Below are 24,907 nucleotides of genomic sequence, written 5' to 3'. Positions count from 1 at the left end.
CTTCTACCTGCGGCTGCGCGCCATGGGCATCTTCCCCGAGGATGCCCCGGCTACGATCCGTGCCTTCGGGCTCGCGCTGGGCCAGTTGAGCATCGAAGATGCTGGTGGACCGCTACCGGATCCGATGCCAACCGGTACGCGACCTGATCGTGGACTACCTGCGCGAGCGTCAACCATCGCTGGACTTCGCCAGCCTGGACGCGATCTCGCGCACGCTCGCGGGCCTGTTCTGGGCCCGGATCGAAGCCCTGGCGCCGGGAATCGACACGCTGCGGCTGCCCCCGGCGGTGGCTCGCGCCTGGAAGGACGACCTGAAGGTCAAAAAGCGCACCGTCGTCGGCCCCGACGGCAAGAGCGTCGAGGTCTCCAGCCCGCGGCTCAACGCCAAGGACGAACTCATGCGCGTCCGTGCGTTCTACCTCGACATCGCGCAATGGGCCGCCGAGGAACCGGCCCGCTGGGGGCCATGGGCCGTGCCCTGTCCGATCAGCGACGACGAGATCCACAAGGCCAAGGAACGCAAGCGGCGCAAAGCCCGGATGGATCAGCGCACCCGCGAGCGGCTGCCCGTCCTCCCCATCCTGGTCAGCACCAGCGACCGGCGGCGCCGCGAAGCCGCCGAACTGCTCCAGGCGGCGGGAGACACCGAGCCCGGAGCGCTGATCCCCGGCACCGGCGGGGCCATGCGCAGAGCCATCGCTCCGAAGGCCGCCGGCCATCTCATCTGGGCCGAGGAGACCTCCAGCGGGCGCCGTCGGAACCTGAGCTATGAAGAAGAGGAAGCGTTCTGGGCGTTCGCCGCGATTGAGGTCCTGCGTCTGACCGGCGTTCGCAACGAGGAGCTCCTGGAACTCACGCACCAAAGCGTCACCCAGTACCGGCTCCCGTCCACCGATGAGGTTGTGCCGCTACTGCAGATCGCTCCGTCCAAAACCGACACCGAGCGACTCCTGCTGGTCAGCCCGGAACTCGCCGATGTACTCAGCGCCATCACCAGCCGGTTGCGCGGCCCCCGCGGGGCGGTTCCGCTGGTGGCGGCCTATGACGTCCGCGAGAAGGTCTGGAACCCGCCGATGCCGCTGCTGTTCCAGCGCGGCATCGGCTCCGAGCACCGCGCTTTCACGCCGACCGCGATCCGCAAACTGCTGATCAATGCGCTGGCCGCCACCGGTCTGACCAACGCCGACGGCGAAGCACTGTCCTTCTCTCCTCACGACTTCCGAAGGATCTTCGTCACCGACGCCATCATGAACGGACTGCCCCCACACATTGCCCAGGTCATCTGCGGTCACAAGAGCATCGACACCACGATCGATACAAGGCGGTCTACCCTGCCGAGACGATCGAGGCCCACCGGGCGTTCATCGCCCGCCGACGGGCCTCCCGCCCCGGCGAGGAGTACCGGATCCCGACAGAGGAGGAATGGGACGCCTTCCTCGCCCACTTCGAGAAGCGGAAAGTGTCCATCGGCACCTGCGCACGCGCCTTCGGATCCCCCTGCATCCATGAGCACGCTTGTGTCAGATGCTCGCTCCTCCGGCCGGACCCGGCCCAACGCGGGCGGTTGGTCGATATTCGCGACAACCTCGTCGCGCGCATCGCCGAGGCCAAACGCGAAGGGTGGCTCGGCGAGGTCGAGGGTCTCCAGGTCAGCCTGGCTGGCGCCGAGGAGAAGCTCAGCCAGCTCGATCGGGGCCACGGGCAGCATACGGCCGTGGACCTTGGCATCCCCACCATGCGTGGTGATCGATGAACCCACGAAGGTGGGCTGCCGCATGGCCCTCAATCAAGATGGAGAACAGGTTTAAGAAGCGTGGGTCAAACGCCCTTCAGGACACGATCAAGTGCTGCCCGGCCTGCAGGTCCCCAGTGCGGCTTGCCGCCGGGAAGGCCCCGATCTCCGTTCTGCCCCATGAGCATCAGGAAGAGGCTCTTCATAGCGGCCAGCCCGCGGGCACGCCGGATCGCCGCCTCGTCTGCATGCGCGTACATGTCGAAGAACCGTGAGGCCGTGCCCGCGGGCAGCAGCACCCATGCGGCGGCGAGGTCCCACGCCGGATCGCCGGCGAACATGGCACCGAAGTCGACGATGCCCGAGAGTGTTCCGTCCGAGACGACGACGTTCGCGGGATGGAGGTCGCCGTGCACCCAGACCCGCGGACCCTCCCATGCGTGGGCAGCAACGGCGTCGTCCCAGACGACCCGGACGTCGGCAGCGATGTCGTCGGGGACCACAGCCTGGAAGAAGTTCTCGAAGCCGTCCGTGCAGTTCCTGGGATGGGCACCGAAGTCCGCAGAGATCGGCGCCTCGGCGGGCGCCTCCTCATGGAGTGCCCGGAGGAAGCCCGCCAGCGTGTCGGCCGCGTGGTCGCCGCGGCTGATCGAGCCGTGGTCCAGCGGCTCGCCGGGAACCCACGTCATCACGGTCCAGTGCTTGGGGAAGCGCTCGGACGGTTCGCCGAACCGAACCGGGAGCGGCACCGGGAGCGGCAAGCGCGGGGCCAGCACCGGTAGCCACCGCCGCTCCTTCAGCTGGAGCTCCGGGGTGGGGTCCATGCGCTGCATGCGCACGGCCAAGTCGTCCCCGAGGCGCCACATTTGGTTGCCCCAGCCGCCCGCTACCTCGCGGATGGCCAGCCCTGCAAGGTCTGGATGTTGCTCCTGCAGCAGGTTACGGACCAAGTCTGCGGTGATCTCGATCTCGGTGTCGGTCATGCGAAGTCACAGTACTGAGGCGGCAGGCGGAACGGCTCTCGCTCTCCGGAACACTCACTGTGATTCCTCTGGCATCCCATTCGGTTTCAAAGAGCTGCAGATCAGAGGCATTGGGACGGCACGGCCCCAAAGTTCAGAGAAGCCTGTGTCAGATGCCCCCTACTGCTTGTGGACCCCGCCCAGATGCCACGCCTCCAGGAGATCCACGCCAACCTCATCGACCGCCTCCAAGAGGCCAGGGACCAGGGCTGGCTCGGCGAAGTCGCCGCCATCGAGACCACCCTGGCCGCCGCCCTGAAGCTGGAGGCCATGCGCGACCGTGCGGCCCAGCCGTTCACCGTCCACCTCGGCATGCCCGACTTCCGTCGCGACGCCGGACGAACCAGCGCCGAGCCAGAACGCTGAGCGCCGACGCGACCGCCGGCGGAATCGCTCATGGAGCTGGGCCCTGCAGGATGCCCGGATGGAGATTCGAGCACCTGCGCTCTCACGGCAGTGTCCACCCCGGGCTAAATGGGGCGAAGAACGGGGTCGAGCTCGGCCAGGGCTTCGTGCATCTGACGAGCCCCCAGGGCAACGCGGTCGTCAGTGTCCCGCAACATCTCCTCGCACAACTGCATCGCGTTGTCCCGGTCTTCGGAGAAGATACTGAACACATCGTGAAGTGCGGTGTGGATCCAATCGCTGTGATTCGAGTCGGCGACTGCCAGTGCGGAGGCGACTACCGCCAACCCGATCCTGTCCTTTCGCCGCAGCACGGCTTCCGCAGTCACCCGGGTGACGAAGGTGTCACCTGCGTCGAGCACGAGCTCCAGCAGTGGCCCGAGGGCTTCCTGCATCTCGGCGAAGCCTGCCAGGCCGTGACCGGCATCCGCCCGGTCACGGTAATCGTGGCTTCGCCCGAGCTCGCGGAGTACCAATACAGCTGCATGCCGCCGGTCTCTGTCCACCCGCCTACTCACCCCTCCCTCGATTTCGGGTCAAAATACCACTGGGGCACCCTCCAGATGATCGCTTCGTTCCCGCAGATCAAGGGGTCATAGGCTCCAGGACATGCACAGCACTTTGACGGAGCACGCCCGGTATCTCCATGGAGACGCGTTCGGACCGACGCCCGAGTGCGGCCTCGACCATCGGGAGCACTACTTCGTCGTGGAACTCACCTTCGCTGACGCGGATTCGATCCTCGCCATGCTCCGTGAGCTCTGCCCGCACGTGGTCGATGGCCGTTTGCCGGTCTGGGTTCGCAACCTGTCCTACCGGTTGGTGCTCCTGGAGCGGCCTGATGAGCCAGCGCTGACGCGCGAGGCTGCCGAGAACTTGTGGCTGCACGGACCGGACTGGGATCGCGTCGCGGCGGACCTGACGAGGCGCGCAGACGCCCTGGACGCCGGCTGAGTTGGGACGCGTTGTTCATGGTGCGAGCCGGAGGCTGATCGAGACCAGGATCAGGCAGGAGTTGGCGGCGCGACACGCCCGGATACTCCCGGACGCCGAGATTGTTGCCCGCTACTTTTAGCAACTCCGTCCGCGATCGGCCCAGTCGGTCCGTGAGCTGGGTAGTTCGGACAGGCGCGTATCCGATGCTCCATGCTCCGACCGGACCCGGCTCAGAGACACCGCCCCATCGAGATCCGCGACGACCTGATCGCCCGAATCACCGAAGCAGAACAGGAGGGATGGCTCGGTGAGATCGAAGGACTCCAAGTCAGCCTCGCCAGCGAAGAGGAGAAGCTCCCCCAGCTCGAATCGGAACGAGAACGGCAGTGCAAAGCGATCGACCTCGGTATGCCTACCTTCAGCCAGATCGCGGCACGGACCAACACAGCTACGAGACCTTCGAGTTGGTTCAGGGGCAGGTCCCTGGCCTCACTGGGCACGCCGTCCAACGCGGAGGACACTCAGGTAACGGCGTGATGCCCGGTCGCCCATCCGCGTGCGGATCCGCTCGGCGACGGCGTCGAGCAAAGGCTCACGGACTTCGCAATCGAGTCTCCGGTACAGCGACAACGAGCGAAGGTGATCGGCAAAGCCGTCCCCGGTGAACCACTGAACGGTTGGATACCAGCGCACAATCGTTGGGCCAAACAATTCTCCGGGGTCGTCGACCAGGCCCCAACCCTCGTCGGTGCCGCGCACGTCCTCTTCGAGTGGCGGATGACCCCAATCAGGGTTCCCCGGGCAGAACCGCTCGTGGAGATCGGCGGTCTCGGCATACACCTCCGGTTCTCCCGGCCGGCGGACAACGACATGACCGAGCAGCGCCATCCAGCCTCCGGGATGAAGCATGTCGTGCGCTCGCTGCCAGCCAATCGACGGGTCGACCCAGTGCCACGACGACGCAGCCACGAGGACATCAAAGCGTCGACCGCGGTTGTCCCACTCCTCAAACCTCGACGTCTCGACTTCGACGTTCCGGAAAGACGCCATCCGCTGGCGAGCGAGTGCGGCCATATCTGCGCCCGGCTCGACGGCGGTCACTGAGCATCCGAGCGCTGCAAGCGAGCGCGTCGCCTGCCCGGTGCCGCAGCCCACCTCCAGCACCGACGACTGTTCGTCCATGCCCGTGATGGCGCAAAGGCACGAGAACAACTCGTCGGGGTATCCCGGCCGGACCCGGTCGTAGAGCTCCGGCACCTCGTTGAACACCCGGCCTAGGCCGTGTCGATTCGGGTGCGCCTTCGGATCATCAGTCACGAACGCACAAGCTATGAGGCCCATCCACGGAGACGCCATTGATTTACCGGCAGCTGCTGCGCTGGCGCCGGAAGTTCAGAGAAGAGTTCGCCGTCGTCCTTCAGATGCCCGCCGCGCGGTTGGAGCAGCACCGTACACAGCTTGTCCAACTGCTGCGCACCCCGGTTGTCCTGGACGACGGCCGCACCGTCGACGTGGCAGCGCCGGTCGGGGCCGCGACCCCGGACGGCGTAACGGTGTCCTGTGCTCTGGCAGCCAGCCGGTGACAAAGCGGCCCTGCCACCAGCTCCACTGGCCAGGTTCGCAAGACCTGACCCTCACCATTTGGGAGGTGTGGGGGATCACAAGTTCGAGCGGCGGTTATGCGTGGACACGGGGTGGGGGCCGACAAGTAGGGCGCGCAGGGGGGCAGTGTCGGGCGTGTCGGCGACGGCCGCATCGAGGGCGTCGTCCATGTCCTTCTCCCACGCCTCGGGAAGGACGAGCCCGGGCTGCCCCGACCACGCGATGTCCGGGGTCGTGTATCCGGCCTCGGCGAGGCGCAGGTGGACCATGCCCGCGAGCCCGTCGAAGACCTTGGGCCGGATGAAGTTGCGGGCGGACGGCCCGATCAGTCGCGCAGCCTGATGCGGCTTGGGCATGCGGTCGGCGACCGCCATCCATAGCAGGCCGCGGTCAAACGCGTCGAGTATCTCCTCCAAGCCGGGCAACTGGTCGTTCGCCACCCCCTCGGCCGTGGCATCTCGGCGTGCGGTCACCGAACCGTCTGTGCCTTGCGCCGATGAGCGCAACGTCCTGGCCACGGCGACCCGCAACGGCCGGGACCAGACCTCGGCGTCGGCGACCGCGCGGGCCAGGACGAGGTCGTCCCAACTCATGCGCCGCAGCCGCGCCGCCTCCTGCGGCAGCGTGCGCGCCTCCAGCGCAGCGAACATCCGGTCCGGGTCGTGCAGCAAGGTGAGCGCGGCCGACTCATCGGCCGCCCCATCGGCTCGGTCATCGGCGGGCAGCTTCTCGATCAGGGCGATCCGTTCGGCAGCCGACGGGTGTGAATCGTACTCGTGCGGCCGCGGCGGAGGCTGGCCGGCGGAGAGCGCAGCGAGCCGGTCCCCCGTCCGTGCGGCGAGCAGCCGTTGGAAACCGCCGTGCACCTCGCCGACGGGCGGCAGCGCTCCCAGCGGCCCGCCCATCGCGGCGTACGTCTCCAGGTAGTGGGTGTGCGCGGCAGCCAGCACCGGAAGGATGCGCAGCGCAGCGACCGTCGCCTCACGACCCGCGTGCCGGGCGGCCAACTGGTCGGCAGCGAACTCCTGGTGGCGGGCCAGGGACTTCGAAGTCCGCAGGAACATCCGGGCGTAGCCGACGTACAGGGTGCCGATCGCGTAGTGCAGCGGGGTGCTGCCCTCGCGGAAAACCTCCACCGTGTGCAGTACCGCTTCCCGGCCGCGCATCGTGACACCGCCGAGCCGAGTGTCCAGGTTGCTGTAATGCCCGAACTCGTGGGCGAGGACGGCGCGCAGCTGCGGGACGGTCAGCCCCGCGAGCAGCGGCAGGCCCAGGAGCATACGGCGTCGTCCGGGCAGCAGCCCCAGCAGGCGGTTCTGTTCGGCCACCCCCGCGTTGACCTCGGCGACCAGGTAGAGCTCGTCCGGCAACCGCTCCCCCGTCACTTCGGCGGCGGCGCACACCTGTTCCCACAGTGCGGGCTGGTCCTGTGGCGAGACCGCCACCGCGTGTAGGACCGGGCCCAGACGCCCGGCCCGCAGAGACGCGAACATGCCTCGCAGAATCGCCCACGCCAGCAGAATGGTGACCGTCAGAACCATGCCTTCGAACCAGGCCGCCCGCGCGGTGAACAGCCGTGTCACCAGCAGCCAGTCGAGCACCGCCATGGCCGACAGCAGGACCACGCCCATCAGATAGAAGCCGGCCAGCAGCACGAGCCCGCGGACAGCGCGCAGTCGGAACGTCATCGGAAGATCCCCCACAGGGCTCGGCCAGCCCGAATGGGCCAACAACGCTCGCGGATCCTACCTCCCGCCTTCCGAGCAGGTCTGCCGCCCCCCAGACCAGTGAGTTAGGGCGCGTATCGGCTAGTGATCAATCGGCGGGTTCCGCCATCGCGGCGTGGCCTGGACCGGTAGACCTTCTTGTGTGACGCGAGTGCAACTGACCGCCCCGCAGTGGGAGTTCATCGAGCTGTACCTGCCGATCGGTGAGTACGGCCCGTATCCCGAGCGGCTGCGGCAGCAGTTCGAGGGAGTGATCTGGCGGTTCAACACGGGCGGGCAGTGGCGGGAGATGCCGACGGAGTTCGGCGCCTGGTCGACCGTCTCCAACCGCTCCCGCCAGTGGCGTGATGCCGGGGTCTTTGAGGCCCTGCTGAAGGGCCTGATCGCCGAAGCTGCGAAGCGGGGCGAGGTGGACCTGTCCTGGTCAGCATCGACTCCACCACCGCGCGCGCTCACCACGACGCCGCTGGGATGCACCTGGGCGAGGACGTCATCGCCGCCCTGAAGAAGGCTGCCACCGAGGAGGAGAAGGCCAGGTCGAAAAGGGCAGCTGCGAAGAACAAAGCGGGCAGGACAGCGGGGACGCCCCCGAGCGGGAGGAACGACGACGCATCCGGCGGCGGCGAAAACTTCGGTTGAAGGCCGCTCTCCTCGGGCGTTCCAGGGGCGGGCAGACCAGCAAGGTCCATCTGGCTGCCGACCGCAGATGTCGCCCGCTGGCATTCGTACTGACCGCAGGGCAGGCTGCGGACAGCCCGCTGTTCGTCCACGTACTGAGGAAGATACGGGTGCGCGGGCCCGCCGGCCGCCCCCGCACCCGGCCGGACGCGGTCGCCGGGGACAAGGCCTACTCGTCCCGCAGCAACCGCGCCCACCTGCGGAAACACCGCATCAAGGCAGTCATTCCGGAGAAGAAGGACCAGGCCGCCAACCGGAAGAAGAAGGGCAGCAAGGGCGGTAGACCTGTCGGCCACGACGCCGATCTCTACAAGGAGCGGAACACCGCCGAGCGCCTGATGAACAAGCTGAAGGGCTGGCGAGGCATCGCCACCCGGTACGACAAGACCCCGGAAAGCTACCTCGCCGGCCTCCACCTGCGCGCATCGATGATCTGGATCAAAGACCTCACGCGGACCACCCAATGATCACAATCGACGCGCCCTAGCCGTACGGGTTGAGTGCCTAGAAGCGGACGGTGTCGCTGCGACGGTCAAACCACAGTTTGGTGGAGTAGCCGCTGCCGTCGCGGTCAAGCTCGTGCGACCGGATCCACTGGGGGTTCTCCGGCCCCTCGCCCTTGAGCGGCTTCTCGAACCACGAGGAGAAGTCATCGGCCGACCCCTCGGAGACGAAGGCGTGGGCCGCCGTCAGCTCGGCAAGTTTCCCCGGTGTCAGCCGGGCGAAGCCCGAGATCACCAGCTCCGGCGACGGTACGCCCCGATCGTTGTCCCGGCTGCTCACCCACTTGGCGTCGGTGAGCGGGCCCAGCAGCGGGAATGCCCGCTCCAGCGGCGCGGTGTCGGTGTGCCAGTCCCGCTTTGCGCCGTTCGCCACCTGACGCAGGGTCCACCAGGCGGGTAGGACCGCCAGCCCCGCCCCGATCCCGATCAGCTTCCGTCGCTCCAACGTGATCCCCCATGCCTGACTTCGGGGGGCACTTTATCTGGCTCGAACACCTCACCCGGACCATCTATTGATCACAAGCAAATGCGCGCCCTAGTACTCCAGCAGTACTTCGTGGCTTGACCTGGGGAAACGTCGAGCGGTGGGAGTGTGGCGGGCAGGATGCCGTCACGGACGGCTTCTGCCCGCACACCCCTCGAAGGAGTGCCCACGACGGCGATAGTGGCAGCGGCGGGCCACCGCTTGGCGTCGTCGGCGCCAGTGCGACCAGCTCAACGCGTGGGTGAGGGTGTGAAGGCCTCGGGGTGTGTGAGCTGCCAGGAGTCGCCGCACTTCCGCCACGGTGAGCTCGACGACCACGGCATCCTCACCGACGCACCCCCTTTTTCGGCTGCTCGCGCGCTCATCGCCGCGAGGAAGGCGTGGGCGAGCATGGCCAGGGTGATGTGCCGGTACCAGCCGACGTAGCGGCGGACCTGGTACTCGTCCAGGCCGCGCTCGTTCTTCGCCGCCTGGAAACACTCCTCGATCGCCCACCGGGCGCCAGCGACGCGCACCAGTTCGTCCACTCCGACATCCAGCGGTGCGTAGCCGAGGTAGTAGGCGATCTCGTCCGGCCGGGTCAAGCTGCGCCGTGCCAGCGCCCACCGACGGCGGATCAACTCGCCGTCCTGGTGGGCGCACTCGGCCACTGGGCGAAACTGGACGGCCGTCCAGTCGTACTCGCGCTGCCCCTTCGCGCCCGCGCCGCAGGAACGGCGTTCCCATGCCTGGTCAGGGGCCTGCTCGAAGGCCCTGTCGATGCGTGGGCCGGCCAGGGAGAACTGGGACTTGGGGACGGCCAGGGGACATAGCCGATGCCGGATGATTCCAGCATCCGGCGGAAGCGGTTGTCCTGTCCATAAGCGGCGTCCGCCGTGACCCAGGCGATCGGCAGCGGCGAGGCCAGCGCCCTGCGGACGATCGTCGCCGCGCGGGTGTCTTGGTGGCGAACTCCCGCTGATCGGGGACCTTGGCCGCGCGGCAGCGGTCGAGGTCGTCGGTCCAGGACTTGGGCAGGTAGAGCTCTCGGTCCACCAGGGCGCGGCCGGCCGTGCTGGCGTAGGCGGCGAAGACGCCGATCTGGCAGTTCTCGGTGCGGCCGGCGGTGCCGGAGTACTGCCTTTGGACACCGGCGGAGGTAGTGCCCTTCTTCAGGAACCCGGTGTCGTCGATGATCAGTACCCCGTCGGGGCGGCCGAGGTGTTCGGCGACGTAGGTCTGCAGGTCGTCGCGGATGTCGTCGGGGTTCCAACGGGCTCGGGAGAGCAAGTGCTGCAGTCCGTCGGGGGTGGCGTGGCCGGCGTGTTCGGCAAGTTGCCAGCTGTTCTTGCCGGCCACCGGGGCAAGCAGTGCGCGCACGTAGTCCCGCATGCGGCGGCGTTGTTCGACGCGGCCGAAGTGGTGCCCGAGGGTGGTGAAGAGGTGGTCCAGGTCGCGGTCCCAGGTCCCGGTCCCAGGTCTCGGCTGCCTGTTCGGTGATCACGACCCGAGGCTTCCCAGGGCCCGGGGTGACTTTGCCGTCGTGGGCACTCCTTCGAGGGGTGTGCGGGCAGAAGCCGTCCGTGACGGCATCCTGCCCGCTACACGCCCACCGCTCGACGATTCCCAGGTCAAGCCACGAAGTACTGCTGGAGTACTAGTAGTCACACATCGACGTTGGACGCCCTCGTCTCATGTCCGCAGGCGATCCCTTGGACTCATTCAGGGATCCGGGGCGGCGCCCACTGCGGTGACTATGCGGCGCGGTCATTTCGCAGGGCCTGGATGAGCCAGGGGTACACCGGGATCAGATTCGGTACTACCTGCCAGCCGTTGACGATCCACACCAGCCGCCAGTACCGGTCCACCCTGGGATCGTGCGCCTCCTCGAACTGCTGCGCCATCCAGTCCCGGAATTCTGTGTCAGGGGTGCGCGCGAACACCTCGGCGAAGCGGTGCACGAGGTCGTCGATGACGGGTGCGGCTCTGTTGCCGAGCGGGTCGATGCCCGACTTCCTGGCCTCAGCCACCTTCTGACGGGTGAACTCCAGCAGTTCCTCGCCGGCATCGCGCTCGATGTCGAGCTGGCGCCCGGCGGCCTGGCGTACGGCCGTCCGGCGCATCCGGGCACGGAAATCCTCGTCTCCGACCAGCTCGGCGAGTTCCACCCACGCGGCGACCTGCTCACCGGTCGGATCATCGGGAAGGTCGGGAGTTGCAGCGCGAACCATGGCCGCTGCGCCCGGGTCGGCATCCACTGTGCCGAAGGTGCCATCCATGAAATCGTCGATCAAACGTCGGCGTTCCTCGCCGGACAACTGCGTGAGCCTGTGCATGAGCTTGGTCTCCTCGGGACTGGACCCGCGGCTGGCCACGACTCGCAGAACGCTCCGACGCAGTTGCAGCATTCGGATCTGGATGTCCATGGCGTCGGCGTGCGCCGCGGCGACTTCCGCCACCGAGAGCTCACGGTCCAGTACCCGTTGAATCGTGGCCAGGTCCATGCCCAGCTCGCGCAGTGTGCGGAGGAGTTCCAGACGAAGCAGTGCGTCAAGGTCGTAGAGCCGATAGCCGGCGGGACTACGGGTGGTCGGCGCTACCACCCCCGAATCGGAGTAGAACCGGATGGTCCTCACAGACAAGCCGGTCCGCCGGGAAAGCTCCCCGATCGAGTAGAGGGTCGTAACGTCCATGTCCCCCACTCTGCTGTCTCCAGTCACTGGAGACTCAAGGCCATTCCCCAGCGGGGCCCCGACCGAGATGCCCTCCGAGTTACTGAAGCATGAGTCGCGTGATCTACGCTGACCGCCAGGATGAACAGGCACGCCTCCCGAGCCCTGGCAGAGCCCACAAGTGCAGCAGTGGCTACTGCCGTGCTCCACGGGACGGTCGAGGCGGCAACCATGCCGGGATTGCCCACGGGCTGTCTTGGCGTGCAGGGTGCGTTGGCTACCGGGGATGACAGCCGCCCAGTCCGAGACGCACTCATCGCATGGCGTGAGGACGGGATAGCCCACTTGACGCGCCGGTTTCAACAGGCGGTGGACGCCGGTGACCTTCCGCCTTCCACAGAGCCTCATCTTCTCGCGCTCTACCTGAGAACAGTCGCCAATGGGATTGCCGTCCAGGCCGCGAGTGGTAGTTCCCGCCCTGAGCTGCTGCAAGTCGCGAACCTCGCGTTGGGCAGCTGGCCAAAGCAGTGGTCAGCCAATCAGCCCGGGATCTGCGCACGTACTTCGGTTTTCCGTGGTTCGCGCGAGGCAGGTGTGACTGGCGCGACCGGCGGAGGAACTGCGGGTGCGGCGGTAGTAGGCGGTTCCGAGGGTGCGCGGGATGCCGACGCTTCGACGGGGGCCGGCGAGACGGCGCGTGCCAGGGCCGAGGGCTCCGGGGGCGGCAAGGGCGACGGAACGCTGGGCGTGGCGCGCAGCCAACTACCGATGATCAACTGTTCATCAAGCCGTGCGTGCCGGCGGCATCCCGGCTCCCGCCCTTGTCGCGTCGGTGCCCCAGCTGGCCAGCAGTCGTAGTGCCTCCGCCGACGTGGAACCGGGTTCGGCGTGGTAGGTCGCCAGCGTCTGTTCGTGGTCGTCGGCCAGGTGGAACGACTCGAGGCGCAGATCGAGTTCGCCGACGAGCGGATGGTGCAGGCGCTGGATGCCGTGGCACTTGTCCTTGACGTCGTGGGCGGCCCACAGCCGCCGGAACTCCTCGCTCTTCACGGAGAGTTCGCCCACCAGCGCGGACAGCCGGGGGTCGTTGGGATGGGAGCCGGCGTCCATGCGCAGCTGAGAGACGACGTCGTTCGCTTTATGCTCCCAGTCCACGAACAAGTCGCGGTACTCGGGCCTGAGGAACACCAGCCGCGCCCAGTTCCGCTCCTGCGCGGGCAGCTCGGCCCAGTCGCCGAAGACCGCCGCGGCCATCCGGTTCCAGGCGAGGATGTCCCCCCGCCGCCCCACGAGGATCGCCGGGCCGCCTTCCATGGTGTCCAGCAGCGTCCGCAGGGAGCCCCGCACCCGCTGGGTGCGGCCCGCCGGCTTCTTTTTCTGTTTCGGCTTCGCCAGGTGTGTGAGGTGGGCGTGCTCGGCGTCGCTCAGCCTGAGCGCGCGGGCGATGGCGTCGAGGACCTCCGCCGACACGTGCCGCCCGTTGCCCTGCTCCAGCCGCGTGTAGTACCCCATCGACACCCCGGCCAGCTGCGCCAGCTCCTCGCGGCGCAGCCCCGGCACCCGCCGGTGCTGCCCGAAGTCCGGCAGGCCCACGTCCTCCGGCTTCAGCCGGGCCCGCCGGGTGCGCAGGAACTCACTCAGCTCGGCACGCGGGTCCAGAGCGCCGTCGGCCGGCTCGTGCACCGGTTCGGGGTATTCGTCCATGCCTTCGAGTATCCACGGTCGGACGCACACGAGCCTGCCCCAGCCAGTGGTAGGCACAGCGGATGTACACAAAGCCGTGACCTGGGTGAATACCGGATCGTCCAGCACGCTGGCCACTGTGCCCGGCTGAAAGGCAGCCGGGGCGTGGCTTGCATCAAGAACGGAGCACACCCCATGACCGCAACACAGGGGACCGAGTCGAGGACGCGTCAGAGCGAAACGGCCGCGGAGGTGGTCGGCCGCCTTCGTGCGACCTTCAACACCGGCGTCACCCGCCCACTGGACTGGCGCGTCAACCAGCTGCAGCGGCTGCGGGCCCTGCTGGTCGAGAACGAGCAGGAGCTGACCGAGGCGCTCTGGGCGGATCTGAGGAAGAACCCCGCCGAGGCGAAGACGCAGGAGATCGACTTCACCGTCGCCGACATCGACGAGACGCTGGCGAATCTGGAGAGCTGGCTTCAGCCTCGCCCGGTGGAGGTTCCCGCCCACTTCGGTCCCACGACCACGGCCTACACCACGTACGACCCGCTCGGGGTGGTCCTGGTGATCGCTCCGTGGAATTTCCCGCTGCACCTTCTCATCGACCCCATCATCGGCGCCCTGGCCGCCGGGAACACGGTGGTGGCCAAGCCCAGCGAGATCTCGGTGCACACCTCGGCGGTCGCCTCACGCCTGCTGCGTGAGTACTTCGACCCTGACGTGCTCTCGGTGGTCGAGGGGGGCGCCGAGGAGACCACGGCCCTGCTGGCAGAACGTTTCGACCACATCTTCTACACCGGCAATGGCGCGGTCGGCCGGATCGTCATGGCCGCGGCCGCCCAGCACCTCACCCCGGTCACGCTTGAGCTCGGGGGCAAGTCGCCGGTCTTCGTGGCGCCCGACGCCGACGCGGACGAGACCGCGAAGCGGCTGGTCGGCGCCAAGTTCGGCAACACGGGGCAGCAGTGCATAGCCCCCGACTACGTCCTGGCCGACCCGGCCACCGCCGCCGCACTGGTTCCCGCCCTGCGTGCGGCCATCGAAGCTCAGTTCGGCACCAGCCCGCAGACCGCGGCCGGCTTCGGCCGGATCATCAACGAGCGGCACTTCGACCGGCTCACGCGTCTGCTGGACTCCGGCCGGGTGGCGGTGGGAGGCCTGCACGACCGTGACGACCTGTTCATCGCACCGACGGTGCTCACCGATGTCGACCCCGCATCGCCGGTCATGCAGGAGGAGATCTTCGGTCCGATCATCGCCGTCGTCGAAGTCGAAGACCTCGATGCCGCCATCGCCTTCATCAACGAACGCGACAAGCCCCTCGCGCTCTACGCCTTCACCGAGTCCGAGGCCACCAAGTCGCGCCTGGTGAACGAGACGTCCTCCGGCGGCGTCGCCTGGGGCCAGCCGGTGATGCAACTGCTCATGCCCGGCCTGCCTTTCGGTGGCGTCGGCGAAAGCGGCATGGGCCGGTACCACGGCCGGTATTCCCTCGAGACGTTCAGCCACCTCAAGGGTGTCGCGGACGTACCGCTCAGCTAGCCTCGCGCGTTCTGCCGACGCCCCCACACCCCGATCCGCCGGAACAGCGTGGACCCCCTGCGTCGCAGACCTTTCTCCCGTTTTCCTCCGTAGTGCAGAAAGAAAGCAACCCATGCCTGTCAACACTTCAGAAGTTTCGCCCGCCCCGTCGCTTTTCTCCCCCGTCTCTCTAGGGAAGATCGAGCTCGCCAACCGCGTCGTCATGGCACCGCTGACCCGGGTCCGGGCCGGTTCCTCCGGCATCCCCGGGGATCTGATGGTCGAGTACTACCGGCAGCGGGCGAGCGTCGGGCTGATCATCACCGAGGGCACCTACCCCGACCACGCGTCGCAGGGGTATGTCGGTGAGCCGGGCATCGCCACCGACGAGCAGGCGGCCGGCTGGCAGCGGGTGTTCGAGGCGGTGCACGCCGAGGGCGGCCGCATCGTCCTGCAGATCATGCACGCCGGCCGCGGCACCCACCCCGACATCAACGGCGGCCGCCGTATCCTCGCCCCCAGCGCGATCGCCATCGACAACAAGACGTTCACCGAGAAGGGCGAGCAGTCCTACCCCGTACCGGAAGCGATGACCACCGCAGAGATCCGTGCGGCCCTGGAGGACTTCGTCACCGCGGCCCGCCGGGCCATCGAGGCGGGAGCGGACGGTGTGGAAATCCACGGCGCCAACGGCTACCTGCTCCACGAGTTCCTCTCCCCGGCGGCCAACCAGCGCACCGATGGATACGGCGGCTCGCCGCAGAACCGCGCCCGCTTCGTGGTCGAGGTCGTCACGGCGGTCGCCCAGGCCGTCGGTGCCGAGCGGGTCGGGCTGCGGATCTCGCCGGAGGTCGACCTCGGGGACGTCTTCGAGACCGACCGGGACGACGTCCTGGCCACCTACGGCACCCTGCTGGAGCAACTGCGCCCGCTGGGCCTGGCCTACCTCTCCGTACTGCACGCCGAGCCGGGCGGCGACCTGGTGCAGGAGCTGCGGCGGCGCTTCGACGGCAAGCTGATCGTCAACAGCGGCCCCTTCGGGGGGCAGACCACCCGCGAGCAGGCGCTCCAGCAGATCGAGGCCGGCCACGCCGACGCCGTGGTCGTGGGCCGGGCCCTCATCGCCAACCCCGACCTGGTCGAGCGCTGGCAGGGTGGCCACCCGGAGAACGAGCCGCGGCCGGAACTGTTCTACGGGCCGGGCGCCGAGGGCTACACCGACTACCCCTTCCTCGAAGCGGCCTGAGCCCACAGTCACGCCTGTCCATGCGGCAGCCCCACTCACCCATGGACAGGCGCCCGACCGGCCACACTGTGCCCGCCCCCCTTTGAGTCCGCGCTCACACGGGCGATCACCGGCTCGAGGACCGTCGGGTCCGTCAGGGCGTTGACGGTCCGCAGGTTCCTGGTCAGCCTGCGTTCGGTGACCTCGTCGAGCACATCGCTCTTGTGCGCGGCCACCGCAGCCCGAACGCTGGGAACGGGGTGACGAAAGAGGCTGTCGGCGGGACAGCGCTGTCACGTTGGTTGGCCAGGTGGGACGATCTTCTGATTGAGCGTGTTGGAGGGGGCTGTTCGTGGGAGCCGTGTCGCTGTCGTACAGAGGCACCGGTACCCGGTCGAGGTCATCTCCCACCGCGTGTGGATGTATCACCGCTTCCCGCTGTCGTTCCGCGAGGTCGAGGAGCTGATGCTCGAGCGCGGAATCGTCGTCTCCTACGAGACGGTGCGCCGCTGGTGCGGCAAGTTCGGCCAGGCCTACGCCAACGCGCTGCGCCGCAGGCAGCCACGGCCCGGTGACAAGTGGCATCCGGACGAGGTCTTCATCAAGATCAACGGTCGGTTGCAGTACCTGTGGCGGACCGTCGACCAGGACGGCATGGTGCTGGACATCCTGGTGCAGAGCCAGCGGGACAAGGCGGCGGCCAGGCGCTTCTTCCGTCGCCTCGTCAAGAAGACGGGTGCGGTGCCGAGGGTGATCGTCACCGACGAGCTCCGCTCCTACACCGCGGCCCACCGCGAGGTCATGTCCCGCGTCGAGCACCGACAGTCGAAATACCTGAACAACCGGGCCGAGAACAGCCACCAGCCGACCAGGCAACGCGAACGCGCGATGAAAGGCTTCCGCAGCACCGGCGCAGCCCAGCGGTTCCTGTCCGCGTTCAGCGGTATCTCACCCCACTTCCGGCCCCGCCGCCATCTGATGCCTGCACACGACTACCGAGCCGAGATGACCGTCCGCTTCGCAATCTGGGAGCAGATCACCGGCGTTGCCGACCTGAACACCGCGCCGTGAGCACACAGCCCGAACCCAACTCCACCATGCCGCGACGCACCATCAGACACCTTCCCACCCAAAAACGTGACAGCGCCCTTTGATCTGTTGCGCGGCAGCCGCGCTAAGGCGTGCGGCCTCGCGCGGTCGAATCGGTCTTCGCCGCCAGCGGAGACTACCGGCCGCGCAGGCTGTCCTGCGACGCCTCCCTGGGCTTCCCCGGCCGGGGGCCGATGCCCAGTCGGATCCGGATCACGGCTCCCCGCCGACGTCGCCGGCAGCACCAGCGCTGGGCCTACGACCCGTACGGCACACGCACGCTGAACACGAATCCAGCAGCGCCCCCGCCGACACCGCGTCCTACACAGGCGCCCGCTACGAGACCACCACCGTCAACCTCGACCTGCACGCCCGCCAATACACACCCAGCACTGCCGGTCCAGGACAAACGCTGAGGTGGCAGCGTGCGCAGGGAGGCGTCCCGGCGCGCGGCAACCTCCGAGCGGTCGGCGGCAACCAGAGGGGGAAGTGAAGGCACGTGAAATCCCGCCCCCAAAAGGGAGATCACCATGCGCACCCGCATCGCAAGACTGCTCACCGTGTTCGCCGCCGTCCTGGCCGTGCTGCTCGCGCCCGGCCTGACGACCCCGTCCGTGGCACAGGCGGCGAACGACCGATCGGCCCGGGAACGGACCCAGGACCAGGTTGCAGCCCAGGTTCTGGCGAAGGCTCGGGGCCAAGCCGAGGCCGCGGTCGCCTCGGCAGACGTCTGGAACCCACCCGCGAATCTGGTCCAGCCCCTCAACGAGGTCTGGAACCACGTCGAGTCCACCTACGGCAACCTGTACGGCTTCCGCAACTACGGCTGGGACCAGATCATGGCCAACCGCGGCAGCGTCAACTACTGCGTCCGCTGGGAGTCGGACCAGCCGGTCAGCGCCGCCCTGCGCGACCAGATCCACGCCGCGCTGAAGAAGCAGTTCGGCAAGTGGACGGCGGCGATGGTCGACAACGGCACCGGCCACAACGCCTGGCCGTACACCAACGTCCCCGTCAACATCGTCGGCTGGGCGGTGAAGAACCGCTCCACCCTCCAGTGGAGCGACAACTCCGTCGACATCTACACCAACATGCTGGACGGCGGCGGAGCCCCGCAGTGCGCCCCCGACTGCGGCCGCTTCTTCCACCAGGACGGCAACTACTCCCGCTGTCCCGGCGGCGCCGCCCGCCACTACGACCAGTCCCTCTGGCTCACCGAGGGCTTCGGCGGCGGCGCCGGCGGCGACTGGGGGCAGCGCATGGGCCGCTCCTACTTCACCGGCGCGCTCAACCAGGAGAACATCCACATCTACCTGCACGAGGTCGGCCACACCTTCGGCCTCGACGACTTCTACGACTGGTCCCCGACCGGCCAGTGCTGCTTCCTGATGAAGGCCGGCAGCGCCACCCAGATATCCGAGTTCGACAAGTGGATGTTCCGGGACTTTTGGCGCCACATGAAGTCCCGGTACGGTCTCTGACACCTCCCTCCACCGACCTTCGCGGGGCCATGACAGATGTCATGGCCCCGCTGTGAAGGTCATCGTCCCTGCGACGGATGTAAGGAGCACCGGCACCTCGCGACAACCGCCTGACAGGGGCCGGGAGTTGACCGTCCAGGCCCATCGGGAACGTCAGAAACGAGGGAACAGCCGTGCGTATCAAACGTCTCGTCGGGACCGCACTGGGCACCACACTCCTGCTCGTCACGGCGACGCCGGCTGTGGCAGCCGCCCCCGGAGCGGCGGGAACGGCACCGGTGCCCACCAGGGCTGGACCAGGCCGAGCTGCGCGCCACGCTCGACGCGATCCACACGGCCGGGATGTACGGCACCTACTCGTCGGTGCGTGACGGCCGGGCGCGCTGGACCGGCGCGTCGGGTCTGGCCGACGTGGACACGGGCCGCGAGGTCACCCCCGCATGCGGCACCGCGTCGGCAGCCTCAGCAAGACGTTCACTTCGGTGGCGCTCATGCAGCAGGTGGAGCGGGGCCGGATCGGTCTCGACGCCCCGGTCGCGGACTACGTCCCCGACCTGTTCGAGGGGAGCGGCGCCGACCGGGAGCGCGGCGACGCCATCACGACAGATCGGCGTCTGCGTCAGGAGTGCAGTCCTCCGGGTCGGGGTCGCGGTCCCGTGCGATCTTCTCCCCGGTCACGGCGTCGAAGAGAGGCCGTGACCGTCGTGCGAGACGACCATCACCAAGTCGTGTCCGGATGCGACGCGAAACCGATCCCGAGCAGTCCGCCGACAGGGACGTAGGCGATGCGCTGCCAGGGCTCCGGCGCTGGCACTACGGGCGCCACAAGGAGCCGTTTCCGCATCGCTTGTCGGTCCGCGGAGAGTTCCAGCTCACAGTCTGGCTGCTCGACCAGAGTTTCCTTCTTCGTCCACTTCATCGTGCGGCCGTGAGATCCGTCCTTCGGCGGGTACGCCCAAGGGAGTTGATATGGGCCAGGGGTCAGGTACGTGTTCCTGGAGCTGTGAACGTGGCTTGATGATCCAGGTCAAGCCTCGTCCACAGTCCTTTCCGCGCAGTCGTGTCCGCGAGCCCGCTCGAAGCAGGAGTCAGCTGGTGACGCCGCTCACCGCTTTGGCCGGGACCGATGAGTTTGGCCTCGCCCCACGGTCTGCCTCCCTGGATGCCCCCCCACGACCGCGCGGAAAGGTACGTCCCATGAGCAAAGTGGTCTTGAACGCCACCATGTCACTCGACGGCTTCATGGCCGGCCCGGACATCAGCGTCGAACACCCCATGGGCCGGGGTGGTCTGCGCCTGCATGAATGGATTCTGAAGACACCGACCAGCGATGTCGACGCCACAGTGACGCAAGAGGTTTCGGCCTCGACAGGTGCCGTCGTGCTGGGCAGAAGAACATTCGATGTGGGCGTCGACGTCTGGCAGGACACGCCCTTCCCTGTGCCGTGCTTCGTGCTCACGCACAACGCTCGAAGCCGGCGCGTCATGAAGAGCGGGACCTTCACCTTCGTTGCCAGCGGCGTGAAAGGGGCGCTGCGGCAAGCGAAGGCAATGGCGGACGGTAAGGATGTCTTGCTGATGGGTGCGGACATCGCTCAGCAGGCGCTCAGCGCGGGACTCCTCGATGAGATCAACCTCCAGATCGCACCGGTGCTCATGGGCGACGGACGCCGACTGTTCGAGCATCTGGGGACGGAACGCATCGAGCTGGAACGGACCAGGATGCTCGCCTCGCCGCACGTCACACATCTGCGTTTCCACGTCGCTCATGACCAGAACACGTCGGCCGGCGCAGCGCCGGACCAGGGCCTGGACGGCTGACCCCGTACCCACCGAGAACGATTTCTCGATCGGGACTCGCGCCATGCACTGAACGCGGCGCGCACTGCCCCGCCCGGCGATGGCCGCGCGCGTGGACCATCTCATCCGCGAACCGCTGACGCCGCCCGCGGTGTGCACGACCGGTCGTCGGCACGCATCGAGCCGAGGGAATCCAGCGGCAGCGGTCAGGGCCGCCAGTAGGGCGCGCACAGCAGGTCTTCGTAATTACCGTCGTCCAGACAGATACGCACGAGCCGGGCTCCACCGACGATGTCCGCCGGAACGACGAAGCTGAAGGTGCGGGTCGTACCGCAGGCCATGTCACTGGGATCGGAGCCCTTCGAGCCCACCAGCGCCCGGTCGGCGTCGTAGGTGCGCCCCCAGGTGAGGCGGCAGTACGCGCGGCCGGCCGAACTCACCGACTTGTGTGTCCCCTCCACGAGGACCGAACGGTTGTACCAGGTCAGCTTGCCGGTGGTCCACGTGTTCCCGACCTCGACGCGGAACGAGGAATCGGGGTAGTCGACTGCCTGGGCGTTGGCGGCGGGAGCGCCGAGCATAGCGCCCCCTGTCAGTGCCACGGCACCGAGGGCGGCGGAGAGTTGCGTACGCAATGTGAACTCCAGGATGTGAGCCGGTTGCGGCTTCACATGCTCCAGGACCGGGATGCCCGGGGCACAGCTCTTAAGTCACGGCTTAAAAGGCGCGGTGAGCAGGGCGAGCCCAAGGGGGGTCACCAGGTGCAGCACGGATCCGCCTCGGCGGCTGGTGGTGATGAGGCCCGTCTTACGGAGTACCGTCGCGTGCTGACTGGCGGCCGCGGCCGAGACGTTGAGGCGCCGGGCCATCTCGGTCGTCGTGCAGCCTTCCGCCGTCACGTGCAGCGCGGCGGCCCGCGTGCGGCCGAGCAGGGACTCCAGGTTCGGGCCGGGGGAGCCGTCGGGCCCGGCGGGTCCGGTGCCGGTCAGCGGCGCGCGCAGGCACGGCACGGTCAGCCGGGGCGGCTGCGAGGAGTCGAGCGGATCGTGCAGAAGGCTCATCGGGAGCGGCGAGAAGACTGTGGGCGTGATGATCAGCCCTCTGCCCTGCAGCCGCACCTCGGTCCGGCGCGGATAGGGCACTTCGAGCACGGGCGGACACCAGCGGACCAGTGGTGGACCGAGCGACCGCAGCAGCAGATCGATGCCGCCTTCCAGCATCAGGTTCGCGTAGCGGGAGGCCAGCGCGACGAGTTCGGACCGCGCCTTGTCCCAGTAGGGCTCCACGGTGAGCCGGTGGCAGGCGCGCACGGCATCGGCGAACTCCCGCCGCGCGTCGCGGCCCCCTTCGGCGACCTGCCTCGCCCATGCCAGGTGTCGGGGATGGAAGTCGAGACCTTCGAACTCCCGCTGGATCCGGGAGACGGGTGCGCGGAGCAAGTTGTCCACGGCGTGTTCCAGGGAGGGCGCGTCACCCATCAGGGCCAGCAGGTCGAGCCCCGGCCCGCGCATCGGGATCAAGGACGTCAGCGGTCGCGTGTCCGCCCCCATCCGGCCCACGAGCGCCGACCGCCACTGACGGAAGTGGGGAAGATCCCTGTTCTCTCGCAGCAGTTCGAGGCTGTAGTACGTTTCCGCCGCGACTCCGACGGTCGCGGCCACGTGTGTCCGCGTGAGATCTTCCGTCGTGAAGTGGATACGTAGCACCGGTCGGCCCCCTTTCACAGCGGTGGAGCATGTCTGCGCATCCCCAGGCTGCCCCGGCCAGGCGCTCCCCACGCGGTGTATTCCGACCATCGCACGGGGAGTGCTTCAGCGGGTCGGCGGAGTTACGCGGCCCTCGCCGCGAGCGAGGAACCATACCGGCGCAGCTGCACCGCCGTCGTGGCGAGGCCTGTGAGGAGGCCGAGCCTAGATGCCGACCGTCTCCAGGCCCAGGGGATGGGACAGGAGCCAGGCCGCGGGCAGTCCGACGGTCCAGTAGCCGAGGACCATGCCTACCGGCGAGGCTGGCTGCGCCAGTCGCAGTATCGCGGACGCTGGCGCGAGATGGTGCACCGCTGACCCTCACCCTCACCCTCAACCAGCTGGGCAAGAGTCCTGTCCTGGACGGCGATGCCTGCTGCTCCGGGCGCCCGGCCGCCGGCCTGGACCGCCACCAGGCCGGCGCCGGCGGGTGCAGAGCAAGACCTCATAGTGGGCCGGCCCACGTCAGGACGCCCGGTCCACCCGCCCCGAGCCGTCGCAGGTCAGCCCATGTACGCCCTCCAGGCCGCAGTCTCCGCAAAGATCCACCTTTCGGATAGGTCGGCACCGCACGATCGAGGTCCTTGGCGAGCCTCGTAGGCTGTTCGTTGATCCGCAGACATGAGGGGGGTACGTGGCGACGTGGGGTCTGGTCATCGAGACGACGGTCGGCATCGGGGAGCGTAAACACGCTGAGGCGTACGTGCTGACGCAGCTGCAGGGGACGCGCGAAGAAGCGCTCGTGGAGCTGGAGCAGCGTGCCCGGCGCCATTCACCGGAGCATCCAAGGAGTCCCCAACGGCGTCGGCTCTTCCGGGACGGTGACGGGTTCCTTCTGGTCATCGACGGCGTCTGGCAGTCGTTCAGCACTCGGTTCACGGTCGCGGAGCTGCTGGAAGACAGTGCCGCACCGGCCAAGCCCGCGCGGCTCCCGAAGGGAGAACCGGCTCCGGTGACTGCCGCGCCGCCTCCGTCCTCCCCACCGCCCGTGGAGCGGTATGCGGATGGGGTGCCTGTACGGCCGGCGTGGCTGGGCCGCAACGACCTGCCGTAACAGTCGTATGGCCGATGAGTCGGGCCGTCGGGGGCGAGTCGGCCCGGGTGGGTTGTTGCAGCACCGCATCATGTGATCTTGACCGCCCTGGGGGGAGACAGCGGGACTTTTGCTCGATACGGTGTAAAGAACGCGTCAAGAGCCGGCGCGGGGTGTGCCGGGAAGTCTGGTCGGCGTCCGTGGGGCCGTGTGCCCTTTTTTCGCTGACGCCCCGGAGGACTCCCCGCCGTGTCCGATGTTCGCTCGCGTTCCTATTTCCTGGGCCTGCTGCCGCTTCCCGAGCGCCAGGCCGTCGCCCGTGCGCTGCGCACCGAGACCGTCGGCGGGCTGATGCTGCTGGTGGCCGCGGTGGTGGCGCTGGGCTTCTTCGTGGGAATGTGCCGTCCCTGGAAGGACACGGGGGCGGCGGCGAAGGACGAGGCTCCCGCGAAGGGGCTTTCCGAGCTTTCCGCTCGTGCGACGCCGGAAGTGGGAGAGGACAGCTGAGCGCACCGAGGCTGCGGGTCGACACCCCGGAACGGGCCGGGCTCGACCCCGAGGAGCTGCGTCACCTCGCGCGCGAGGTCCACGAACTGACCACCGGGGCACACCCCTGGGCGGCCGGCGTCGTCGTGGTCGCGGGGCGCGGGCCCGTCATCGCCGTGCAGGAGGCGGCGGGCTGGGCGGTGCGGTACGCGGGCTACGACCCGCAGGCCGGCGCCGGCGTGGAGCTGCCGGCCGCGTCCCGCGTCCCGATGACCGTCGACACGCCCTTCGACCTGGCGTCCCTCACCAAACTGTTCACGGCGGTGGCCGCGGTGCAGCAGATCGAGCGCGGCACGCTGGGCATCGACGCGCGCGTGGGCGCCTATCTGCCCGACTTCCGGGCCGCGTCCGCCCATGACATCACCGTGCGCGGCCTGCTCACCCACACCTCGGGGCTGCGTCCCGAGCTTGCGCTGTACGACTGCGCCGACGACGCCGGGCGGCTGGAGCTGTTGCGGGCCGAGGCGCCGGTGAGCGAGCCAGGGACGTACGTCTACTCGGACCTGAACATGCTGCTCCTCCAGCACCTCCTGGAACGGCTCACCGGCCGCACGCTCGACGTCCTGATCCACGACGGGATCACCCGCCCGCTGGGGATGACCTCCACCGGCTTCGGCCCCTGCCCCGGCGCGGCCGCCACGGAGGACCAGCGGCGGCCGTGGGCGAAGGCGGACCGGGGGCCGCTGCGGGGCGAGGTGCACGACGAGAACGCCTGGGCGCTGGGTGGGGTGGCCGGTCACGCGGGGCTGTTCTCGACCGGGCGTGACCTCGCGGTGTTCTGCCGGGCCCTGCTGGCGGGCGGCTCCTACGGCCCCGCGCGGATCCTCGGACCCGACTTCGTGGAACTGCTGCTGACCCCGCCGGGGCTGGGCTTCTCGATCGACCAGGCCTGGTTCATGGGGGAACTGGCGGGGCGGGGCGCGGCCGGGCACACGGGGTTCACGGGCACGTCGCTGGTGATCGACCCGTCGACCGACACGTTTCTCGTGCTGCTGGGCAACACGGTGCATCCTCGGCGGCGGGGGGTGGGGAGCGCGCCACGGG

At 68.3% G+C, this 24,907-nt stretch carries 21 protein-coding genes and 5 pseudogenes; 14 read left to right on the top strand and 12 right to left on the bottom strand.

Features of this window, described 5'->3' with window-relative positions:
* The first annotated feature begins 98 nt into the window (after window positions 1–98).
* The gene (locus BZL64_RS05785; RefSeq protein WP_244205207.1) at window positions 99–1,808 is read left to right on the top strand and encodes a site-specific integrase; all 1,710 of its coding nucleotides are present in this window, start codon (window positions 99–101) and stop codon (window positions 1,806–1,808) included.
* 10 nt (window positions 1,809–1,818) lie between these two features.
* On the opposite strand, the gene BZL64_RS05780 is transcribed toward BZL64_RS05785, so the two are convergent.
* A complete protein-coding gene (locus BZL64_RS05780; protein WP_086766824.1) occupies window positions 1,819–2,715 on the bottom strand; it encodes a phosphotransferase in 897 nt (298 codons plus the stop codon).
* A gap of 183 nt (window positions 2,716–2,898) precedes the next feature.
* Between BZL64_RS05780 and BZL64_RS40155 the strand changes: the two genes are divergently transcribed.
* The gene (locus BZL64_RS40155) at window positions 2,899–3,120 is read left to right on the top strand and encodes a hypothetical protein (protein ID WP_167396093.1); all 222 of its coding nucleotides are present in this window, start codon (window positions 2,899–2,901) and stop codon (window positions 3,118–3,120) included.
* 104 nt (window positions 3,121–3,224) lie between these two features.
* Here the strand turns inward: BZL64_RS40155 and BZL64_RS05775 are convergent, their stop codons facing one another.
* Window positions 3,225–3,665: a hypothetical protein gene (locus tag BZL64_RS05775; RefSeq protein WP_244205206.1), complete on the bottom strand. Its 441-nt coding sequence runs from the start codon at window positions 3,663–3,665 to the stop codon at window positions 3,225–3,227.
* 103 nt (window positions 3,666–3,768) lie between these two features.
* On the opposite strand from BZL64_RS05775, the gene BZL64_RS05770 reads away from it, so the two are divergent.
* Window positions 3,769–4,113 (top strand): hypothetical protein, encoded by a 345-nt coding sequence (locus tag BZL64_RS05770; protein ID WP_086766821.1) that lies wholly within the window; start codon window positions 3,769–3,771, stop codon window positions 4,111–4,113.
* Between the two features lie 471 nt (window positions 4,114–4,584).
* Here BZL64_RS05770 and BZL64_RS05760 read toward each other — a convergent pair whose 3' ends face one another.
* Window positions 4,585–5,412: a class I SAM-dependent methyltransferase gene (locus BZL64_RS05760; protein WP_244205205.1), complete on the bottom strand. Its 828-nt coding sequence runs from the start codon at window positions 5,410–5,412 to the stop codon at window positions 4,585–4,587.
* Window positions 5,413–5,753: 341 nt separating this feature from the next.
* Window positions 5,754–7,385, bottom strand: a complete 1,632-nt coding sequence (locus BZL64_RS05750) for a M48 family metallopeptidase (protein WP_086766817.1) — start codon at window positions 7,383–7,385, stop codon at window positions 5,754–5,756.
* Window positions 7,386–7,566: 181 nt separating this feature from the next.
* Here BZL64_RS05750 and BZL64_RS05745 point away from each other — a divergent pair.
* Window positions 7,567–8,569 (top strand): annotated as a pseudogene (locus BZL64_RS05745) (IS5 family transposase).
* Between the two features lie 37 nt (window positions 8,570–8,606).
* On the opposite strand, the gene BZL64_RS05740 reads toward BZL64_RS05745, so the two are convergent.
* The 3 genes and pseudogenes from BZL64_RS05740 to BZL64_RS05730 all read right to left on the bottom strand — a co-directional run bounded on the left by BZL64_RS05740 (window position 8,607) and on the right by BZL64_RS05730 (window position 11,761).
* On the bottom strand, window positions 8,607–8,978 hold the full coding sequence (locus BZL64_RS05740; RefSeq protein WP_086766855.1) for a hypothetical protein: 372 nt from the start codon (window positions 8,976–8,978) through the stop codon (window positions 8,607–8,609).
* A gap of 341 nt (window positions 8,979–9,319) precedes the next feature.
* Window positions 9,320–10,520 (bottom strand): annotated as a pseudogene (locus BZL64_RS05735) (IS701 family transposase).
* A 302-nt stretch (window positions 10,521–10,822) separates the two neighbouring features.
* Complete coding sequence (locus BZL64_RS05730) at window positions 10,823–11,761, bottom strand: helix-turn-helix domain-containing protein (protein ID WP_086766853.1); 939 nt, start codon at window positions 11,759–11,761, stop codon at window positions 10,823–10,825.
* A 120-nt stretch (window positions 11,762–11,881) separates the two neighbouring features.
* Between BZL64_RS05730 and BZL64_RS42130 the strand changes: the two genes are divergently transcribed.
* The gene (locus tag BZL64_RS42130; protein ID WP_425276015.1) at window positions 11,882–12,598 is read left to right on the top strand and encodes a TetR family transcriptional regulator C-terminal domain-containing protein; all 717 of its coding nucleotides are present in this window, start codon (window positions 11,882–11,884) and stop codon (window positions 12,596–12,598) included.
* On the opposite strand, the gene BZL64_RS05720 is transcribed toward BZL64_RS42130, so the two are convergent.
* A complete protein-coding gene (locus tag BZL64_RS05720) occupies window positions 12,524–13,444 on the bottom strand; it encodes a helix-turn-helix transcriptional regulator (protein ID WP_086766815.1) in 921 nt (306 codons plus the stop codon). The genes BZL64_RS42130 and BZL64_RS05720 overlap by 75 nt on opposite strands.
* Window positions 13,445–13,618: 174 nt before the next feature.
* Between BZL64_RS05720 and BZL64_RS05715 the strand changes: the two genes are divergently transcribed.
* From BZL64_RS05715 to BZL64_RS05690, 5 genes and pseudogenes are all read left to right on the top strand, one after another.
* Window positions 13,619–14,965 (top strand): aldehyde dehydrogenase family protein, encoded by a 1,347-nt coding sequence (locus BZL64_RS05715; RefSeq protein WP_086766813.1) that lies wholly within the window; start codon window positions 13,619–13,621, stop codon window positions 14,963–14,965.
* 112 nt (window positions 14,966–15,077) lie between these two features.
* Entirely contained in the window at window positions 15,078–16,190 is a 1,113-nt protein-coding gene (locus tag BZL64_RS05710; RefSeq protein WP_086766811.1) for an alkene reductase, read from the top strand.
* Window positions 16,191–16,571: 381 nt separating this feature from the next.
* The gene (locus BZL64_RS05700) at window positions 16,572–17,240 is read left to right on the top strand and encodes an IS6 family transposase (protein WP_086766851.1); all 669 of its coding nucleotides are present in this window, start codon (window positions 16,572–16,574) and stop codon (window positions 17,238–17,240) included.
* A 548-nt stretch (window positions 17,241–17,788) separates the two neighbouring features.
* Window positions 17,789–18,739: a hypothetical protein gene (locus BZL64_RS05695; RefSeq protein WP_086766807.1), complete on the top strand. Its 951-nt coding sequence runs from the start codon at window positions 17,789–17,791 to the stop codon at window positions 18,737–18,739.
* A 173-nt stretch (window positions 18,740–18,912) separates the two neighbouring features.
* Window positions 18,913–19,341, top strand: a pseudogene (locus BZL64_RS05690) (serine hydrolase domain-containing protein); the annotation flags it as partial.
* On the opposite strand, the pseudogene BZL64_RS40880 reads toward BZL64_RS05690, so the two are convergent.
* Window positions 19,340–19,658: pseudogene (locus BZL64_RS40880) on the bottom strand (hypothetical protein); the annotation flags it as partial. The pseudogenes BZL64_RS05690 and BZL64_RS40880 overlap by 2 nt on opposite strands.
* 278 nt (window positions 19,659–19,936) lie before the next feature.
* Between BZL64_RS40880 and BZL64_RS05680 the strand changes: the two are divergent.
* Window positions 19,937–20,560, top strand: coding sequence for a dihydrofolate reductase family protein (locus BZL64_RS05680; RefSeq protein ID WP_086766848.1), 624 nt, complete (start codon window positions 19,937–19,939; stop codon window positions 20,558–20,560).
* Between the two features lie 185 nt (window positions 20,561–20,745).
* On the opposite strand, the gene BZL64_RS05675 is transcribed toward BZL64_RS05680, so the two are convergent.
* The 3 genes from BZL64_RS05675 to BZL64_RS39755 form a co-directional block, all read right to left on the bottom strand.
* On the bottom strand, window positions 20,746–21,120 hold the full coding sequence (locus BZL64_RS05675; protein ID WP_086766805.1) for a hypothetical protein: 375 nt from the start codon (window positions 21,118–21,120) through the stop codon (window positions 20,746–20,748).
* A gap of 129 nt (window positions 21,121–21,249) precedes the next feature.
* Window positions 21,250–22,200: an ArsR/SmtB family transcription factor gene (locus tag BZL64_RS05670; RefSeq protein WP_244205203.1), complete on the bottom strand. Its 951-nt coding sequence runs from the start codon at window positions 22,198–22,200 to the stop codon at window positions 21,250–21,252.
* Between the two features lie 249 nt (window positions 22,201–22,449).
* On the bottom strand, window positions 22,450–22,596 hold the full coding sequence (locus BZL64_RS39755) for a hypothetical protein (RefSeq protein WP_158101508.1): 147 nt from the start codon (window positions 22,594–22,596) through the stop codon (window positions 22,450–22,452).
* A 322-nt stretch (window positions 22,597–22,918) separates the two neighbouring features.
* On the opposite strand from BZL64_RS39755, the gene BZL64_RS05665 reads away from it, so the two are divergent.
* The 3 genes and pseudogenes from BZL64_RS05665 to BZL64_RS05655 form a co-directional block, all read left to right on the top strand.
* Window positions 22,919–23,338, top strand: a complete 420-nt coding sequence (locus tag BZL64_RS05665) for a hypothetical protein (protein WP_086766801.1) — start codon at window positions 22,919–22,921, stop codon at window positions 23,336–23,338.
* A 228-nt stretch (window positions 23,339–23,566) separates the two neighbouring features.
* Window positions 23,567–23,698, top strand: a pseudogene (gene nhaA, locus BZL64_RS38945) (Na+/H+ antiporter NhaA); the annotation flags it as partial.
* A 122-nt stretch (window positions 23,699–23,820) separates the two neighbouring features.
* Window positions 23,821–24,907: serine hydrolase domain-containing protein (locus BZL64_RS05655; protein WP_244205221.1), on the top strand; the 1,087-nt coding region annotated here is incomplete at its 3' end.

The sequence above is a fragment of the Streptomyces bobili genome (assembly GCF_002154575.1).
Classification (GTDB): domain Bacteria; phylum Actinomycetota; class Actinomycetes; order Streptomycetales; family Streptomycetaceae; genus Streptomyces; species Streptomyces bobili.
The sequence above is the reverse complement of the archived record's forward strand: the minus strand, read 5'-3'. Positions and strand labels throughout refer to the sequence as shown.

What these genes read in the sequence shown, in the direction of transcription:
- BZL64_RS05785 (WP_244205207.1), top strand. Translation starts at nt 99, where the DNA reads ATGCTGGTGGACCGCTACCGGATCCGATGCCAACCGGTACGCGACCTG.
- BZL64_RS05780 (WP_086766824.1), bottom strand. Translation starts at nt 2,715, where the DNA reads ATGACCGACACCGAGATCGAGATCACCGCAGACTTGGTCCGTAACCTG.
- BZL64_RS40155 (WP_167396093.1), top strand. Translation starts at nt 2,899, where the DNA reads ATGCCACGCCTCCAGGAGATCCACGCCAACCTCATCGACCGCCTCCAA.
- BZL64_RS05770 (WP_086766821.1), top strand. Translation starts at nt 3,769, where the DNA reads ATGCACAGCACTTTGACGGAGCACGCCCGGTATCTCCATGGAGACGCG.
- BZL64_RS05750 (WP_086766817.1), bottom strand. Translation starts at nt 7,385, where the DNA reads ATGACGTTCCGACTGCGCGCTGTCCGCGGGCTCGTGCTGCTGGCCGGC.
- BZL64_RS05730 (WP_086766853.1), bottom strand. Translation starts at nt 11,761, where the DNA reads ATGGACGTTACGACCCTCTACTCGATCGGGGAGCTTTCCCGGCGGACC.
- BZL64_RS42130 (WP_425276015.1), top strand. Translation starts at nt 11,882, where the DNA reads ATGAACAGGCACGCCTCCCGAGCCCTGGCAGAGCCCACAAGTGCAGCA.
- BZL64_RS05720 (WP_086766815.1), bottom strand. Translation starts at nt 13,444, where the DNA reads ATGGACGAATACCCCGAACCGGTGCACGAGCCGGCCGACGGCGCTCTG.
- BZL64_RS05715 (WP_086766813.1), top strand. Translation starts at nt 13,619, where the DNA reads ATGACCGCAACACAGGGGACCGAGTCGAGGACGCGTCAGAGCGAAACG.
- BZL64_RS05710 (WP_086766811.1), top strand. Translation starts at nt 15,078, where the DNA reads ATGCCTGTCAACACTTCAGAAGTTTCGCCCGCCCCGTCGCTTTTCTCC.
- BZL64_RS05695 (WP_086766807.1), top strand. Translation starts at nt 17,789, where the DNA reads ATGCGCACCCGCATCGCAAGACTGCTCACCGTGTTCGCCGCCGTCCTG.
- BZL64_RS05680 (WP_086766848.1), top strand. Translation starts at nt 19,937, where the DNA reads ATGAGCAAAGTGGTCTTGAACGCCACCATGTCACTCGACGGCTTCATG.
- BZL64_RS05675 (WP_086766805.1), bottom strand. Translation starts at nt 21,120, where the DNA reads ATGCTCGGCGCTCCCGCCGCCAACGCCCAGGCAGTCGACTACCCCGAT.